This window comes from Acidovorax lacteus, assembly GCF_039540375.1.
In the GTDB taxonomy this organism is placed as follows: Bacteria; Pseudomonadota; Gammaproteobacteria; order Burkholderiales; family Burkholderiaceae_C; genus Acidovorax_G; species Acidovorax_G lacteus.
On the sequence record NZ_BAABEX010000029.1, the window covers coordinates 173617 to 189226 of the forward strand.

Annotated in this window: 16 protein-coding genes; 14 read left to right on the top strand and 2 right to left on the bottom strand. The window is 65.3% G+C overall.

The features are described 5' to 3' along the window. Window positions 1-22: 22 nt before the first annotated feature. From ABD866_RS13615 to nagZ, 7 genes are all read left to right on the top strand, one after another. Window positions 23-385 (top strand): DUF4845 domain-containing protein, encoded by a 363-nt coding sequence (locus tag ABD866_RS13615; protein WP_345066151.1) that lies wholly within the window; start codon window positions 23-25, stop codon window positions 383-385. Continuing rightward, window positions 386-1075, top strand: a complete 690-nt coding sequence (gene rnc / locus ABD866_RS13620; RefSeq protein WP_345066154.1) for a ribonuclease III — start codon at window positions 386-388, stop codon at window positions 1073-1075. A gap of 65 nt (window positions 1076-1140) precedes the next feature. Then, window positions 1141-2097 carry a GTPase Era gene (gene era, locus ABD866_RS13625; protein WP_345066847.1) on the top strand — a complete coding sequence of 319 codons (957 nt, stop codon included), beginning with the start codon at window positions 1141-1143 and terminating at the stop codon, window positions 2095-2097. Between the two features lie 44 nt (window positions 2098-2141). Next, complete coding sequence (recO, locus tag ABD866_RS13630) at window positions 2142-2921, top strand: DNA repair protein RecO (RefSeq protein ID WP_345066850.1); 780 nt, start codon at window positions 2142-2144, stop codon at window positions 2919-2921. Beyond that, complete coding sequence (locus tag ABD866_RS13635; protein WP_345066157.1) at window positions 2918-3697, top strand: pyridoxine 5'-phosphate synthase; 780 nt, start codon at window positions 2918-2920, stop codon at window positions 3695-3697. The genes recO and ABD866_RS13635 overlap by 4 nt, the downstream gene beginning before the upstream one ends. Window positions 3698-3723: 26 nt before the next feature. Continuing rightward, on the top strand, window positions 3724-4155 hold the full coding sequence (gene acpS / locus ABD866_RS13640) for a holo-ACP synthase (protein ID WP_345066160.1): 432 nt from the start codon (window positions 3724-3726) through the stop codon (window positions 4153-4155). A gap of 18 nt (window positions 4156-4173) precedes the next feature. After that, window positions 4174-5304, top strand: coding sequence for a beta-N-acetylhexosaminidase (gene nagZ / locus ABD866_RS13645; protein WP_345066162.1), 1131 nt, complete (start codon window positions 4174-4176; stop codon window positions 5302-5304). A gap of 172 nt (window positions 5305-5476) precedes the next feature. Here nagZ and ABD866_RS13650 read toward each other — a convergent pair whose 3' ends face one another. Together ABD866_RS13650 and lysS are read right to left on the bottom strand one after the other, a co-directional pair. Next, complete coding sequence (locus ABD866_RS13650; protein WP_345066164.1) at window positions 5477-6208, bottom strand: mechanosensitive ion channel family protein; 732 nt, start codon at window positions 6206-6208, stop codon at window positions 5477-5479. A 57-nt stretch (window positions 6209-6265) separates the two neighbouring features. Further along, window positions 6266-7819, bottom strand: coding sequence for a lysine--tRNA ligase (lysS, locus tag ABD866_RS13655; protein WP_345066166.1), 1554 nt, complete (start codon window positions 7817-7819; stop codon window positions 6266-6268). A gap of 83 nt (window positions 7820-7902) precedes the next feature. Between lysS and ABD866_RS13660 the strand changes: the two genes are divergently transcribed. From ABD866_RS13660 to hisH, 7 genes are read left to right on the top strand one after another with little or no spacing between them, the layout of a single operon-like run. Next, on the top strand, window positions 7903-9393 hold the full coding sequence (locus tag ABD866_RS13660) for a lipid II flippase MurJ (RefSeq protein WP_345066168.1): 1491 nt from the start codon (window positions 7903-7905) through the stop codon (window positions 9391-9393). Window positions 9394-9403: 10 nt separating this feature from the next. Then, on the top strand, window positions 9404-10210 hold the full coding sequence (locus ABD866_RS13665; RefSeq protein WP_345066170.1) for an aldolase/citrate lyase family protein: 807 nt from the start codon (window positions 9404-9406) through the stop codon (window positions 10208-10210). 14 nt (window positions 10211-10224) lie between these two features. Continuing rightward, entirely contained in the window at window positions 10225-10767 is a 543-nt protein-coding gene (locus ABD866_RS13670; protein WP_345066853.1) for a sugar transferase, read from the top strand. Between the two features lie 3 nt (window positions 10768-10770). After that, window positions 10771-12552, top strand: coding sequence for an asparagine synthase (glutamine-hydrolyzing) (gene asnB / locus ABD866_RS13675; protein WP_345066173.1), 1782 nt, complete (start codon window positions 10771-10773; stop codon window positions 12550-12552). Next, window positions 12552-13799, top strand: a complete 1248-nt coding sequence (locus ABD866_RS13680; protein WP_345066176.1) for a hypothetical protein — start codon at window positions 12552-12554, stop codon at window positions 13797-13799. The genes asnB and ABD866_RS13680 overlap by 1 nt, the downstream gene beginning before the upstream one ends. A 52-nt stretch (window positions 13800-13851) precedes the next feature. Next, entirely contained in the window at window positions 13852-14973 is a 1122-nt protein-coding gene (locus ABD866_RS13685) for an N-acetyl sugar amidotransferase (protein ID WP_345066179.1), read from the top strand. A gap of 5 nt (window positions 14974-14978) precedes the next feature. Then, window positions 14979-15599: an imidazole glycerol phosphate synthase subunit HisH gene (gene hisH, locus ABD866_RS13690; RefSeq protein ID WP_345066181.1), complete on the top strand. Its 621-nt coding sequence runs from the start codon at window positions 14979-14981 to the stop codon at window positions 15597-15599. Window positions 15600-15610: the final 11 nt, after the last annotated feature.

The following is a 15610-nucleotide window of genomic DNA, read 5'->3' on the forward strand; positions in this document are numbered from 1 at the left end:
CATTCAAGGAGAGGGTTGAGGCATGACGATCAATCAATGGGGCAGCCGCGCGCGCCAGCGCGGCCTTTCTTTCATTGGCCTGGTGCTCATCGGCGTGGCTGCCGTTGCAGTGTTCGCCATCGGTGGGCAGTCGGTGCCCATGTTCATTGAATTCAACGCAGCCAAACGGGCCATCGAGAAGGCCAAACTGGCCGGTTCGGTACCTGAGATTCGCGCCCAGTTTGATCGCTCGGCTGCCATCGACGACATCAACTCCATTCGGGGGGCCGATCTTGAAATCGGTAAGGCTGGCGACAAGGTGATCGTCAAGTTCAAGTACTCGCGCGAGATCGCGCTGGCGGGGCCTGCGTTCCTGGTCTACCGCTTTGAAGCGCAGACGAAGTAGGTGCCTGTTCCTCCTACCCATGCCGAGCTGCAGCGCCGTCTGCAGCATGTCTTTGGCAGCACGGCTCTGTTGCAGCGTGCGTTGACGCACCGCAGTTTCTCTGCGGACCACAACGAACGGCTGGAGTTTCTGGGCGATTCGGTGCTCAACCTGGCGGTATCGGCCTTGCTGTACCAGCGGCTGACCAGCTTGTCGGAGGGCGAGCTCTCGCGTGTGCGTGCCAATCTGGTCAAGCAGGATACGTTGCACCAAATCGCCTTGCGACTGCAGTTGCCATCTCTGTTGCGGCTGGGCGAAGGGGAGACCCGTTCCGGCGGCGCGCAGCGGCCTTCCATCCTGGCCGATGCGCTGGAGGCCGTGATCGGTGCTGTCTACCTGGACGCCGGATACGCCGCCGCCGAGGCACTGGTCCACCGCCTGTACGACGGTGTGGACATCAACCCGCAGATGCAGGCGGCCACCAAAGATCCCAAAACGGCGCTGCAGGAATGGCTGCAGGGCCGCCGCCTGAAATTGCCGCAGTACCGCGTGGCCGCCACTGCGGGGGCGGCGCATCGCCAGACCTTCGAGGTCGAATGCGAGATCCCGGAGCTAGGCCTGTCCCAGCGCGGTAGCGGCGGCTCGCGCCGCGCAGGCGAGCAGGCGGCGGCAGCCGCCATGCTCGAAACCTTGAAAGCACAGCATCCATGAGCACCCAGCCCACCGACCCTCAGCCCGGCCCTGCGCCGGCCCAGACGCCCGACGAGATTGGCGCGATGCTGGCCGCCGCGAGCGGGCGCGTGGCACCTGTCGCCAGCGCTGCAGCGGCAGCCACCGGGCCGCAGCGTTGCGGCCTGATCGCCATTGTGGGCAAGCCCAACGTGGGCAAGTCCACACTGCTCAATGCGCTGGTGGGGCAGAAGATCAGCATCACCTCGCGCAAGGCGCAGACGACGCGCCACCGCATCACTGGCATTCGCACGCTGGGCGACACGCAGTTCGTATTCGTCGACACGCCGGGCTTCCAGACGCGGCATGCTACGGCGCTGAACAAGTCGCTCAACAAGACGGTCATGGGCGCGATCGGTGATGTGGACCTGATCCTGTTTGTGGTGGAGGCCGGCAACTTCACGCTGGCCGATGCGAAGGTGCTGTCGCTGTTCAAGCCCGGTATTCCCACGCTGCTGATTGCGAACAAGCTCGACACCGTGCACCGGCGCGCCGAGATCGCGCCCTGGCTCAAAAGCATGCAGGAGCGTCACCCGTTTGCCGAATTCGTGCCGATGTCGGCCAAGAACAAGGCCGACGTGGAGCGCCTGTACGCCATCTGCGCCAAGTACCTGCCCGAGCAGGCCTGGTGGTACGCCGAAGACGAACTCACCGACCGCAGCGAGAAGTTTCTGGCCAGCGAGACGGTGCGCGAGAAGCTGTTCCGCTTCACCGGCGACGAACTGCCCTACACCTCGACCGTGGTGATCGAAAAGTTCGAGGAAGAAGCGAGCAAGACGCATGCGCGCATGTTGCGCATTGCCGCGACCATCGTGGTCGAGCGCGACAGCCACAAGGCCATGGTGATCGGTGAGAAGGGCGAGCGCCTCAAGCGCATCGGCACCGAGGCGCGGCAGGAACTCGAAAAGCTCATGGGCGCGAAGGTGTTCCTGGAGCTGTGGGTCAAGGTGCGTTCGGGCTGGGCCGACGACGAAGCGCGCGTGCGCTCCTTCGGCTACGAGTGAGCCGCCAATCCGCGGGCGAATATGCAGCGCGCACGGTGCCCGGCATGAGCGCGGCGCGCATCGCACCGCGCCGTGTGGCCGACGAACCGGCTTTTGTGCTCCACAGCTACGACTGGAGCGAGACCAGTCTCATCGTCGAAGCCTTCACCCGCGCCCACGGCCGTGTGGCGCTGGTGGCCAAGGGGGCCAAGCGGCCCAGCTCGGGTTTTCGCCCTGTGCTGCTGCCGCTGCAGCCGGTACGGCTGGGTTACACCCCGGCACGCGACGAGTCCGCTGACATCCACACCCTCAAATCGGCGGATTGGGCTGGTGGCCATGTGATGCCTTCGGGCGAAGCCTTGCTCTCGGGCCTGTACCTCAACGAACTGCTGCTGCGCCTGCTGGCGCGCGGTGACCCACATCCCGTGCTGTTCGATGCCTACGCGGCCGTGGTGCGCGTGCTGGCGGATCACCAAGCGGCTGCGCTGGAGCCCGTGCTGCGCAGTTTCGAGCTGGTGCTGCTGCGTGAGGTCGGGCTGCTGCCCAGCCTAGACGTGCAGACGCTGACGCTCGCCCCTTTGCGCGGTGCCCAGCCCTATGTGCTGGTGCCCGAAGGCGGTCTGCGCGAGGCTGCCCCCAGCGACCGCGTGGCCTTGCCCGGCACGCAGTGGCACGCCCTGCAGCAGGCGCTGGACGCGCCCGAGGGCGGCTTTGCGGCCGTGCTGCGTGCCTGCGCGCCGGTGTCGGCCGAACTCAAACCCCTGCTGCGCACGCTGCTGCAATACCATTGCGGCCCGGCCCTGCTGCGCACGCGGCAGCTCATGAAAGACCTTCAAAGCCTATGACCCCGTCTTCCTCTGCGTCCGCGGCCTCCACCGCGCTGTCGGTCAACGTGAACAAGGTGGCGCTGGTGCGCAACACCCGGCACCTGGGCATTCCGGACGTGGTACGCGCCGCGCGCCTGTGCCTAGAGGCGGGCGCGCACGGTATTACCGTGCACCCGCGGCCTGATGAGCGCCACATCCGCTCGGGCGACGTGTACGACCTGGCGGCCCTGCTTGCGCAGTGGCCCGGGCGCGAATACAACATCGAAGGCAATCCGTTCCACAACCTCATGGACTTTGTGCGCGCCGTGCGGCCACAGCAGGCCACCTTTGTGCCCGACAGCACCGACCAGTTCACAAGCGACCACGGCTGGAACCTTGCGCAGGACAGCGAACGCCTGCGCCCGCTGATCGACGAATGCCATGCGCTCGGCGTGCGCGTGAGCCTGTTCATGGACCCGCTGCCCGACACCATGGCCGCGGCCCGCGCCGTGGGGGCTGACCGGGTGGAGCTGTACACCGAGCCCTACGCCGCCGCCTGGGGCACCCCGCAGGCCGCCGCCGAACTGGCCCGCTACCGCGCCGCCGCGCTGGCCGCGCAGGTCGTGGGCCTGGGTGTGAACGCCGGGCACGATCTCAACCGCGACAACCTGGGGCCCTTTGTGCACGAGGTGCCCGGTGTGCTGGAGGTCTCCATCGGCCACGCGCTGGTGGCCGACGCGCTGGAGTTGGGTTACGCCGCCACCGTGCGCGCCTACCTGGCCTGCCTGCCACCCTCGCCGCAGGCTGCCGCCTGACTTCTGCACTGCGCCACCCAGGCCCCATGATCTACGGTATCGGCACCGACATCTGCGACGTGCGGCGCATCCGCGCGAGCCTGGAGCGGCACGGCGAGCGCTTTGCCGCCCGCGTGCTGGCCGAGGGCGAATACCGCACCTGGCAGCAGCGCAGCGCGCGCTGGCCCGAACGCGGCGTGCGCTTTCTGGCCACGCGCTTCTCGGCCAAAGAAGCCTTCAGCAAAGCCATTGGCCTGGGTATGCGCATGCCCATGACCTGGCGGCATTGCGAAGTCGTCAACCTGCCCAGCGGCAAGCCGGGTGTGCGCCTGCACGGCGAATTGCAGCGCTGGTGCGAAGCCCGTGGCCTGCAGATCCACCTGAGCGTGACCGACGAAAGCGACTACGCGGCCAGCTTCTGCGTGGTAGAGACCATGCATCAAAATGGCAGCTCGTGCTTATCTCCGCTTGTTGAATAGCTATCAAATTAGTAGCAAATGACTGTGAACACCCCCCTGGAGCACGCCCCCGTCATCCTGGATGTGGCCGGCACCCAACTGACCGACACCGACCGCCGTCGCCTCCAGCACCCGCTGACCGGCGGCGTGATCCTGTTTGCGCGCAACTGGCAGCACCGCGCACAACTGCTGGAGCTGACCAGCAGCATCAAGGCCGTGCGCGACGACCTGCTGATCTGCGTGGACCACGAAGGCGGCCGCGTGCAGCGCTTTCGCACCGATGGCTTCACGCACCTGCCGCCCATGCGCGCTTTGGGTGCGCTGTGGGCCGACGACGGCCGTGGCAGCCGCGCCCGCGAGGGCAGTGGCGCCCTGCGTGCCACCAACGCCGCCACGGCGCTGGGCTACGTGCTGGGGGCCGAGCTGCGGGCCTGCGGGGTGGACTTCAGCTTCACGCCGGTGCTCGACCTCGACTGGCGGGACGGCACCACGTCGCGCAGCGGCGTGATCGGCGATCGCGCCTTCCATGCCGACCCCCGCGTGGTCGCCCTGCTGGCCAAGAGCGTGATGCACGGCCTGCTGCAGGCGGGCATGGCCAATTGCGGCAAGCACTTTCCGGGGCATGGCCACGTGCGGGCCGACTCGCACACCGAGGTGCCGGTGGACCCGCGCAGCCTGCGCGCCATCCTGCACGACGACGCAGCCCCGTACGGCTGGCTGCACACCAGCCTGACCAGCGTCATGCCCGCACACGTGATCTACCCCAAGGTGGATGCGCTGCCTGCCGGTTTTTCGCGCCGCTGGCTGCAGGACATCCTGCGCGAGCAACTGCGCTTTGACGGCGCCATCTTCAGCGACGACCTGAGCATGGAGGGCGCGCGCCGCCTGGGCGGCCGTGTGGTCAGCTACACCGAGGCCGCGGTGGCCGCGCTGGACGCCGGTTGTGACCTGGTGCTGCTGTGCAACCAGAGCCTGGGCGAGGGACGTGCGGTCGATGAACTGCTCGACGGCCTGGCGAAGGCCCAGGACGCAGGCCGCTGGAGCGCATCGCCCGCCAGCGAATCGCGTCGCCTGGCACTGCTGCCGCAGACCTTGCCCATGGCCTGGGACGACCTGATGGTGCATCCGGCGTATCTGCAGGCGCTGGAGTTGCTGCCCTCCGGCGGCTGAGGGGCGCGGTGGGTGCCTCCGGCAGGGGCAAGCACCGGGCCTGAATCGGGCTCAAGGGGTGCCACGGCAGGGCGCCCGCAGGCACCTTTGGCGGCCCGGGCAAGGCAGGCTGTTTGCGCATTCAGCAGCAGGTGGCCCTGGCTGGGCCGCCCCGATGCTGCTCTCGGAGTCGTCAGCCGCGCGGCGGCGGAGTGGGTGAATCGGCTGGCAGGGCAGGGCCGCCGCCCACCGGAGCGGCTACAGCCGGCGAAGTCGTTGCCGTGGGGGCCGCTGCCGCAGCGTCTGGCCCGCCCCCAGGGCCCGCCGTCTCGGAGGCTGCCGGGGTGGCGGCATTCGCCATGCCTGCCGCTTCAGGGCTGGGCCAGCGTCGCACCACGCGCTGGAAGATCAGCGCATTCGGAATCTGCAGCATGGGCGTGCCCGGGATTCCCATGTCCTGCAGTGTGGTGTAGAGCAGGTTGATGTCCACCACCAGGCCCTTGGCACCGGGCTTTTCGGCGGTGTCCAGCACCTCCACCACATCCCCGATGCGGTAGGGACGCACCGTGAGAATGAGCAGCGCGCAGAACAGGTTGGAGAGCACGCTCCAGGCCGCGAAGAAAGCCACGGCCGCCACGGTGGCAAAGCCGGTGAAGGCCGTCCACAACACGGTGGCCGACACGCCCAGGCGTTCGAGCACCAGCAGCACGGCCGCGGCCAGAATCGCCCAGCGCAGCACGGCCGACAGCGGCGCCAGCAGTTCGGTGGGCAGCTGGTAGCGGCCATTGACGCGGTCCATCACGCGCACCAGCAGGCGCTGCAGCAGCCAGGCGGCGATCAGAATGACCAGGATCTGCGTGCCGGGCACGATGATCTCCAGCCATTCCTGCAGCCAGTCGGGCAAACGGGTTTTCCACATGGCCATGAAACAGCTCGGTGGGCGGCAGAGCGGCAGCGTGCACGGCCGCTGCCGCCCAGGGTATCAAGCCTCGCGGCGCAGCGCGGGGAACAGGATCACGTCGCGGATGCTGGGGCTGTCGGTCAGCAGCATCATGAAACGGTCGATGCCGATGCCGCAGCCGCCGGCCGGCGGCATGCCGTATTCGAGCGCGCGCACAAAGTCGTGGTCGTAGAACATGGCCTCGTCGTCGCCGCCGTCCTTGGCGGCCACCTGGGCGTGAAAGCGTGCGGCCTGGTCCTCGGCGTCGTTGAGCTCCGAGAAGCCGTTGCCGAACTCGCGGCCCGTGATGTAGAGCTCGAAACGCTCCGTCACCTCGGGGCGCGCGTCGTTGGCACGCGCCAGTGGCGAAATCTCGGTCGGGTGCTCCATGATGAAGGTCGGCTGCCAGAGTTTGTCTTCCACTGTCTCTTCGAAATAGAGCACCTGCAGCCCAGCCAGCGTGCGGGTGGACAGGCGGTCTTTTTCTTCCGACAGGCCCAGCTTCTTGAGCGCGCCGATCAGCCAGGCTGCGTCGTCCACATGGGCGCCTGCTTCGGTGTACTGGTAGATGGCTTCGCGGATGGTCAGCCGCGCAAACGGCTGGGCCAGGTCCACCTCGCGGCCCTGGTAGGTGAGCTGCAGCGTGCCCACGGCCTTCATGGCGGCGTCGCGGATCAACTGCTCAGTGAAGCCCATCAGGTCCTGGTAGTTCCAGTAGGCCGCATAGAACTCCATCATGGTGAACTCGGGGTTGTGGCGGACCGAGATGCCTTCGTTGCGGAAGTTGCGGTTGATCTCGAACACGCGCTCGAAGCCGCCCACCAGGAGGCGCTTGAGGTACAGCTCGGGCGCAATGCGCAGGTACATCTCCTGCTCCAGCGCGTTGTGGTGCGTGACGAACGGCTTGGCGTTGGCGCCGCCTGGAATCGGATGGAGCATGGGCGTTTCCACCTCCAGGAAGCCATGGTCCACCATGAACTCGCGAATGCCGCTCACGGCGCGGCTGCGAGCCATGAAGCGCTTGCGTGCGGCCTCATCGGTCATCAGGTCCACGTAGCGCTGGCGGTACTTCACTTCCTGGTCGTGCACGCCATGGAACTTGTCCGGCATGGGCCGCAGGCTCTTGGTCAGCAGCCGCAACTGCGTGACCTTGACCGACAACTCGCCCGTCTTGGTCTTCATCAATGTGCCCTCGGCCCCCACGATGTCGCCCAGGTCCCAGTGCTTGAAAGCTGCGTACACGTCTTCGCCCAGCGCATCGCGCGTCACATACAGCTGAATGCGGCCCACGGCATCCTGCACCGTGGCAAAGCTCGCCTTGCCCATCACGCGCTTGAGCATCATGCGCCCGGCCACGCTGACCACGATGGTGGCGGCCTCCAGATCTTCGGCAGCGCGTTCCCCATAGGCCTGCTGCAATGCATCCGACCGGTGGTGTGGCTTGAAATCGTTGGGAAAGGCCACCGGGCCACCGTCCGCCTGCCGGGCGCGCAACGCCTTGAGTTTCTCGCGGCGCTCGGCGATGAGTTGGTTGTCGTCGTGGGCGGTCGAGCCCTGGGGAAGCGCGTTGGAGATGGTTTGTGCGGATTCGGACATACGAAGGGCGGGGCGCTTGTGGGTAAAGCCGCCGATTTTAGTTTCCTGGTTTGACTGCAGCTGAAAACCAGATAATTGACGCAATGTTCCTCAAGGCCGGCCTACTCTCACTCGGATTGCTGCTCGCGAGCCGAGTCCTCGGCCTGGCACGCGAATCGGCGCAGGCCGCTGCCTTTGGAACCACGGGCATGGCAGATGTGGCCGTGCTGATGCTGACGTTGCCGGACTGGATTGCCGGTCTTGCTCTTTCAGGCGCCATGGCCTATGTGCTGGTGCCGGCATGGGCCGGGCGGCCTGCCGAGGCGGTGCGGCGCCACCAGCGGGAGCTGGCCCGGCGGCTCCTGATTGGGGGGCTGGTGGCTGCGGTGGCCTTGGGCTGGTGGCGTGAGCCGCTGCGTGTCGTGCTGGCCGAAGGCCTGTCTACATCTTGGCACCAGGCGGCTTCGCAAGCCTTGCTGTGGAGTGCTGCCGCCCTGCCTTTGGCATTGCTGGCCTCGTTGTGGGCGACCCGTCTGCAACACGAGCGCGACTTCGTCGGGCTCTACGGTGCCAATCTGGTGGTGAATGCGGTGTTGATCGGCGGCATTGCCACTGCAGCCTATTCGGCTGATGCGGCTTGGGCGCTGTGCATGCTGGGGGGTGGGTTGGTGACAGCCATGTTGGCCCGGCTGTGGTGGCAATCTGTGCGCATCGACAAGGCTGTTGCGGCCGTTTCAACGGCTGATGTGGTCGCCCCACTGCCCACTGCGCATGAGCTTCGGCCTGGGCTGTCTGATTGGCTCTGGGCGATGGCCGCGGCAGGGCTGCCGCTGGCGCTGCCAGTGGTGGCCCGCTCGGTGGCGTCTGCACAGGGAGAAGGCGCACTGGCAGCCTTCAGCTACGCCTGGAAGCTGGTGGAGCTACCGCTCGTGCTGGCGATTCAGCTGGTGGCGGCGATGGCTTTTCCGCATGTGGCTGCGGCGGTCAAAAACGATGTGACGTCCGTCCGCACTGCCGAGACAGTCCGATCGGCACTGGCCTTGGCGTGGACGCTGGCGTGTGCGGCAGCCACCGCGTTGCTGGTCGCGTCGCCAGCCATCGCCCAGTTGCTGTTTGGGTGGGGGCGCATGGACGCCGCTGGTCTGGAGCGCATCGCCGCCTGGAGCGCAGCCGCGGCGTGGAGCTTGTTGCCGCAGGCACTCACCGCTGTCGCACTGACGGTGCTGGCCACCCAGAACCGCCTCAAACCCGTTGTCTTGGCGTACACCGCCGGCTTGCTGGCGGTCTTGTTGTTGCCGCGCCTCGGCCTGGACGATGGTCAGCAACTCATGTGGTCGCTCAATGCGGTGTACGGCCTGGTGGGCCTGGTGGCCTGGTGGCAACTGGGGAGGCCCGGCCTGGCATGGCTGCCCGTCAAGGAAATGGCGACGCCCATGCTGGTCATGCTCCTGGCGTGGGCATCGCGACAAGTCTGGCAGCCTGCGGCCGGCGCTCCGCTATCGCTTGCCTTGCTTGTGGGCTGTGCCGCCGCACTGGTGGTTGCAGGTGCTGGCTGGTTGGCCAGTGCCACCCTTCGCAAGGCTGTACGCGCATAATCCTCCGCGCATGATCGAACTCATTCAGATCACCAACGATCCAGACTTTGCGGCACGCTGCGATCGTCTGCCAGGCATGCGGCTGTTCGTGGACCTAGAGCGCCACGGAAAGGCCGAGCGCCAGGCCGGGCGGAGTACCTTTATCAGCAGCCATGTATTGGAGGATGTTGGGCGTGTCCGCGCGGTACTGCGCCAGTCACGCCTGATGGTGCGCGTCAATCCTTTGCACGAGCGCACAGCGGACGAGGTGGATGCCGTGCTGGAGCAGGGGTGTGATCTGCTGATGCTGCCTATGTTCGAACGGGCGGCTGCCCTGCAGGAGTTCTGCCGGATCGTCGATGGCCGCCGCCCTGTGGTGGCTTTGTTGGAAACGGCTGGGGCGCTGCATAGTCTGAACGATTGGATCGATGCCCGCGGGGTCGAAGAAGTGTTCATCGGATTGAACGATCTTCACTTATCGCTAGGACTTCGTTTCATGTTCGAGCCACTCGCTTCGGGCGTGGTCGAATCCGTTGCGCGGGCCGTCCACGCTGCAGGGCTCCGGTTGGGTTTTGGTGGGGTTGCGCGGCTTGATGAGGGGCTGCTGCCGGGTCGGCTGGTTCTGGCTGAGCACGTTCGTCTTGGCTCTCGGTCAGTGATCTTGTCGCGCACGTTTCATCGCGCTGACAGCGGTGAGTCCTTCGAGCAACAGGTGCGTAGCCTGCGAGAGGCAGAGCGCGTACTGGCAGCGCGCAGTACGCCACAAGTGCAGTTAGATACCAAGACCATGATTGCCAGCGTAGAACGTATCCGCGCTGAAATTGGGCTAGCGGCGTAATGGCTAAGCGCTTGGTGGACATCGCCGTAGCCCTGGCACTGCTTGCTATGCTGTCGCCCCTGCTGCTGGCGACCGCAGTGGCTGTCATGCTGGAAGATGGGCGGCCAGTGTTCTTCCGTCAGCAGCGCGTCGGTCGGTCGGGGCACGTATTCGGCATGTTCAAGTTTCGAAGCATGGTGAAGAACGCCGCTACGATCGGCCCTTACTTCACCGTCGATCACGATCCCCGTATCACCCGCATCGGTCGGGTTTTGCGCCGCACCAGCATTGACGAACTTCCGCAACTGATCAATGTTGTGCTGGGCGATATGAGTTTGGTGGGTCCGAGGCCGGACGTGCCAGCGCAGCGCAGCTTGTACACCGACGCTCAGTGGGCGCTACGCTGCTCAGTACGGCCAGGGATCACCGGCCTGGCACAGGCGCTGTTGCGGTCGGAGGGCACACAGCAGCAGCGCCTTGAACTAGACCTCCGCTACGTGCGCGAACACAATTTGCGCATGGATCTTCAGATCATGTACTGGACCGTGGGTCGTCTGTCAGGTAAGGGAGCCAACTGAGCCATGTGCGGAATCTTCGGTTATTGGGATCGCACGCTGAATGCCTTGTCGGACGATGTGCTCGGAGATATGGCGCGCACGCTCGTGCATCGGGGGCCAGATGACGAGGGAATTCACCATGACCGCGCGCGCGGTGTGGCGGTGGGCAACCGGCGGCTCTCGATCATCGACATTGCGGGCGGGCACCAGCCTTTTTTGTCGGACGACGGTCGGATCCGCGTGGTGCAAAACGGTGAGATCTTCAACCATGTCGAACTGGCAGCAGAGTTGCGCGCGCAGGGCATACGGCTGAACACGCAATCTGACACCGAGGTGATCCTGCGGCTTTACGAGCGAGAGGGGATCGCCTGCCTCAAGCGACTGAACGGCATGTTTGCGATTGCCATCGATGACGCGCGCGAGGATGCGTTGTTCTTGGCTCGCGACCGTATCGGCGTCAAGCCGCTGTACGTGCATGACGACGGACGTCGCATGGCGTTCGGTTCCGAAATGAAGGCGCTATGGCCCGCCTTGCGCCGCAAGCCAGACATGGATCTGGAAGCGATCCATCATTACCTGACCTTCAATTATGTTCCGCCGCCGTGGACCGCTTTCGAAGGCGTACGCCACGTCATGCCTGGAACCTGGCAGCGTTACACGCGATCGGGGCATGTGCATGTCCAGCGGTGGTGGACTTTGGCAGCGCAACGCGAGCAGGATCAGACTTATGAAGACTGGGCCGAGGAGTTCATGGCCTTGCTCGACGATGCGACGCGCATCCGTTTGCGTGCTGATGTGCCGTTTGGCGCCTTCCTCTCAGGGGGGGTCGATTCCAGCACTATCGTGGGCTTGATGGCGCGGCATGTGAAAGAGCCTGTCAAGACGTTCTGTATCGGTTTTGAAGATCCGCGCTACGATGAATCGGCTCACGCAGCGCAGGCGGCGCGGCGCTTTGGTTGCACCCACACAATGGAGGTTGCTGAGCTCAACATGCTGGGCCGTTGGCCTGAGGTGCTCTACCACCTGGACCAACCGCACGGCGACGCATCGTTCATGCCGACAATAAGGGTGAGCGAACTTGCTGCCCAACATGTCAAGGTGGTGCTGACCGGCGATGGCGGGGATGAGCTGTTTGCAGGCTATGACAAGTATGCGCAGTTCTTTGCGCGGCTCGATGCTGCCACCCTGTCGCAACACGCGTTTGAACGCGCCTATTTCGACAGCATCTCGCTTTTCACCCCTGCGGCAAAGATGGCGCTGTATCGGCCTGAAGTGCGCGCACAACTCATGCATATCGACAGCTTCAGTGCGGCGGCTGCGCCCTGGTTTGACGAGGCACGTCACTTCGATCGCATCAACCAGGCGCTTTATCTGGATATGCAACTGCTGCTGCCCGGGAACAATTTGGTCAAACCCGACCGGATGGGCATGGCGGTTGGGTTGGAGGCGCGAACACCGTTTCTGGACTGGCGGATGATGGAATTCGCCTTCCGCTCGCGCGGTGCTACAAAGCTTGCTGCCGATGGCGATAGGAAGCACTGGTTCAAGCGCGCCGCGGTGCCATTGATCGGCGAGGGTCTGGCCTATCGCAAAAAGCAGATGTTTACGGTGCCGATCGGCGAGTGGTTCCGTAAGGACAGGCACCTCTGGCTGGCGCAGGTGCTTGCACACGACGGCCTACAGCGGCTGTTCGACGCACGCGGTATCCAGGTCATGCTGTACGCGCACCGCGGTGGCGCCGCCAACCACACCCGCGAACTTCGCGCCCTGGCCGCGCTGGGCCTGTGGCTGCTGGATAATGCCTAATGGCCCAAGGAAAGCGGGTACTGTTCGTGAGCTACGGGGGCGGGCATGTCAGCATGGTCGTACCCGCAGCCTTGGCCTGTCGACGGCTCGGCATCGAGGATGTGCACGTGTTGGCGCTGACAAGCGCGGCGCCTGCTGTGCGTGCCGCAGGGCTGCGCACCTGGCAGTTCCGTGATTTCGTGACGACTGATGACGCCCAGGCACTGGCGTGGGGGGACGAGCTGGCCAATACGCTCGAACCCGGCGGCACTGTGGAGCCGGCCGAGACCCGTGCTTACTTGGGCCTGTCCTTTGCCGAGATGGTTCAGGACTTGGGTGAGGCCGCTGCGCGCGAGCGCTACCGCTTGTTTGGCAGGCACCAGTTCCTACCGGTGCGCGCGCTTGAACGCGTCCTGCACCGGCTCGCACCGGATGTGGTAGTGATTACCAACTCGCCGCGTGCCGAGCGGGCGGCCGGCATCGCAGCAGGTCGGCTGGGCATCCCGGCCCTGTGCATCAACAGCATGTTTGCCATCGACGAGATCGCGTGGCTGGGTGAGCCGGGCTTTTGCGACCGGTTGTGTGTACTCAATGAGGATGTGCGCCAACGCTTCATCGCTGCCGGTCGGGCGCCGCATGACGTGGTGGTAACGGGCAACCCCTCGTTCGACACGTTGTTCGCGCCTGAGCTGCGCGAGGCCGGACTGGCGCTGCGGGCGCGTTTGCCTGAGGGCACACGGCATGTCGTGCTGTGGGCATCTCAGCCCGAGTATGTGTCTCATCCTACAGCTCCAGGGCTGGTCGGCGACCCGGCGCTGCCGTTGCACATCCTGCGCGAGATGCTGGCCTGGGCCCAAGCGGGAGTCGGGCGCCACTTGATCGTTCGGCCGCATCCCAACGAACGGATCGAGGATCCGGGGCTGGCTTGCGCGACGCTGGTCACCGTCCGCGATTGCGACGTGGCCGTGACGCTGCATGCCTGCGATATCGTTTCGACTATGACCTCGACTGTGGCGTTGCAGGCCCATGCCCTGCGCTTGCCAGTGCTGCAGGTGCGAGGATCGATTTTCGACCATTCCATGCCGCTGGCGGCCATGGGCATCGCCACCGAATGTGCGGTGCCCGCCGTGGTGCCGACTCTGGAGCGGATGGTCGCCACGCCCGGCTTGCTGCGCGCGCTTGGTCCGTCGCCGGGCGGCGGCGCCGCCGACGCGGTCGCCGCCCAGGTTCTGCGGTTGCTCGCGGGGCAGGAGGCTGCGAGCTGCTAGTCTTGTAGGCCGCCCGTCAATTCATGGTACGTCCATTTTTCCCCTGTCCGTCATGAGTCCTGTTCTCGACACGTTGCGCTGGTGCTCCACCTGCCTGGCCATGTCCACCCGTCCGCGCATCTCGTTCGACAGCCGCGGTCTGTGCAACGCCTGCGTCTGGGCCGAGAAGAAAAAGTCGCTCGACTGGCTCGCGCGGCAGCGCGAGCTCGAGCGCCTGTTGGATAAGCATCGCGGCAGCGGCCCGTTCGACTGCGTGGTTCCGGTCAGCGGCGGCAAGGACGGCTCTTACGTGGCCTGGAACCTCAAGCACAAGTACGGCATGAACCCGCTGGCGATTACGGTGACGCCTGCTTTGTCACTGCCGCTGGGGGACCGCAACCTGCGTGCCTTCGTTGAGAGCGGCTATAACCACATGTCGATCAATCCGGCGCACGAAGCGATGCGCCGGCTCAACCGCGTGGGGCTGGTTGACATGGGCTTTCCATACTACGGCTGGCTTATCGCGATCCAGGCGGGCGTGGTCCGCATGGCGCAAAAGATGGGCATCGGCCTGATCTTCTATGGTGAGGACGGCGAGGTCGAGTACGGCGGCACCACCGAAACCGACAAAAACCCGATTTACGACACGCAGTACATGCGCCGCATCTACCTGGAGGGCGGCTACGATAAGGTGCTGGACGCCAGCGGCCTGTCCGAGAGTGACCTGTTCTTCTTCCGATTTCCCTCGGACGAGGAACTGCGCCGCAACCCGATCGAGATCACCCACTGGTCCTATTTCGAGAACTGGGATCCTTATCGCAACTACCTGGTCGCCAAGGAGCACTGTGGTCTGCAGGAGGCGGAGTCGTCCAACCACGGTACGTTCACCAACTTCGCGCAGAACGATCAGGCTCTGTACGCGCTGCATACCTACCTGATGTACCTGAAGTTCGGCTTCGGCCGCGCCAACCAGGATGCGTCCATCGAGGTTCGGCGCGGCGCCATGGACAGGGATCAGGCGGTGAATCTGGTGCGCCTGTACGACGGCCAGTATCCGCACGAGTTCCTGGAAACCTACCTCGACTATTACCGCATGGACCGCGCGACCTTCGACGCGGCACTGGACCGCTGGGCCAACCGCGAGCTGTTCGAAAAGCGGGATGGCTATTGGACGCCGCGATTCCAGGTGCGCTGACGGCCATGTACAGCGCTTACAGCGTCACCATCGTCGACTACGGCATGGGCAACCTCTGGTCGGTGGCTAACGCGCTGCGTTTCCTGGGGTGCGAGCCACGCATGTGTGGCGATCCGCAGCAGGTGTGCACCGCGCCGGTGTTGGTGCTGCCCGGCGTGGGCTCGTTCCGCCGGGCCATGCAGGCGCTGGACAGCCGCGGCCTGAGCGATGCGCTGCGTGAGGCGGTGCAGAAGCGCGACGCCAAGTTGCTTGGCATCTGCTTGGGCATGCAATTGCTGGCCGAGCGCGGCAGCGAGGATGGTGTGAGCGCCGGCCTGGGTCTGGTGCCCGGTCAGGTGGACCGCTTTGAGGCGGCTGGTATCAAGGTGCCGCATGTTGGCTTCAACAGCGTGCATCATTCCCCGGGCTCGCGCCTGTTTGCCGGCGTGGATAACCCTGCCGACTTCTACTTCGTGCATTCCTTCCGGCTGAGCGAGCGCAGCGGCCCCGGTCTGTATGCCAGAACAATTCATGGCGAAGAGTTCGTCTCCGCCTACGAACACGGTAACGTGTTCGGCACTCAGTTCCACCCCGAAAAGAGTCAGACCAATGGGTTGCGCCTGCTGCGCAACTTCCTGGCTGCCTGACCCGGCGCTTT

Bases quoted from the DNA above. Each gene is read 5' to 3' on its own strand.
- ABD866_RS13660 (WP_345066168.1), top strand. From the start codon at position 7,903: ATGTTCCTCAAGGCCGGCCTACTCTCACTCGGATTGCTGCTCGCGAGC.
- hisH (WP_345066181.1), top strand. From the start codon at position 14,979: ATGTACAGCGCTTACAGCGTCACCATCGTCGACTACGGCATGGGCAAC.
- asnB (WP_345066173.1), top strand. From the start codon at position 10,771: ATGTGCGGAATCTTCGGTTATTGGGATCGCACGCTGAATGCCTTGTCG.
- nagZ (WP_345066162.1), top strand. From the start codon at position 4,174: ATGACTGTGAACACCCCCCTGGAGCACGCCCCCGTCATCCTGGATGTG.
- ABD866_RS13680 (WP_345066176.1), top strand. From the start codon at position 12,552: ATGGCCCAAGGAAAGCGGGTACTGTTCGTGAGCTACGGGGGCGGGCAT.
- lysS (WP_345066166.1), bottom strand. From the start codon at position 7,819: ATGTCCGAATCCGCACAAACCATCTCCAACGCGCTTCCCCAGGGCTCG.
- ABD866_RS13615 (WP_345066151.1), top strand. From the start codon at position 23: ATGACGATCAATCAATGGGGCAGCCGCGCGCGCCAGCGCGGCCTTTCT.
- acpS (WP_345066160.1), top strand. From the start codon at position 3,724: ATGATCTACGGTATCGGCACCGACATCTGCGACGTGCGGCGCATCCGC.
- ABD866_RS13635 (WP_345066157.1), top strand. From the start codon at position 2,918: ATGACCCCGTCTTCCTCTGCGTCCGCGGCCTCCACCGCGCTGTCGGTC.
- ABD866_RS13685 (WP_345066179.1), top strand. From the start codon at position 13,852: ATGAGTCCTGTTCTCGACACGTTGCGCTGGTGCTCCACCTGCCTGGCC.
- ABD866_RS13665 (WP_345066170.1), top strand. From the start codon at position 9,404: ATGATCGAACTCATTCAGATCACCAACGATCCAGACTTTGCGGCACGC.
- recO (WP_345066850.1), top strand. From the start codon at position 2,142: ATGAGCGCGGCGCGCATCGCACCGCGCCGTGTGGCCGACGAACCGGCT.
- ABD866_RS13650 (WP_345066164.1), bottom strand. From the start codon at position 6,208: ATGGCCATGTGGAAAACCCGTTTGCCCGACTGGCTGCAGGAATGGCTG.
- era (WP_345066847.1), top strand. From the start codon at position 1,141: ATGCTGGCCGCCGCGAGCGGGCGCGTGGCACCTGTCGCCAGCGCTGCA.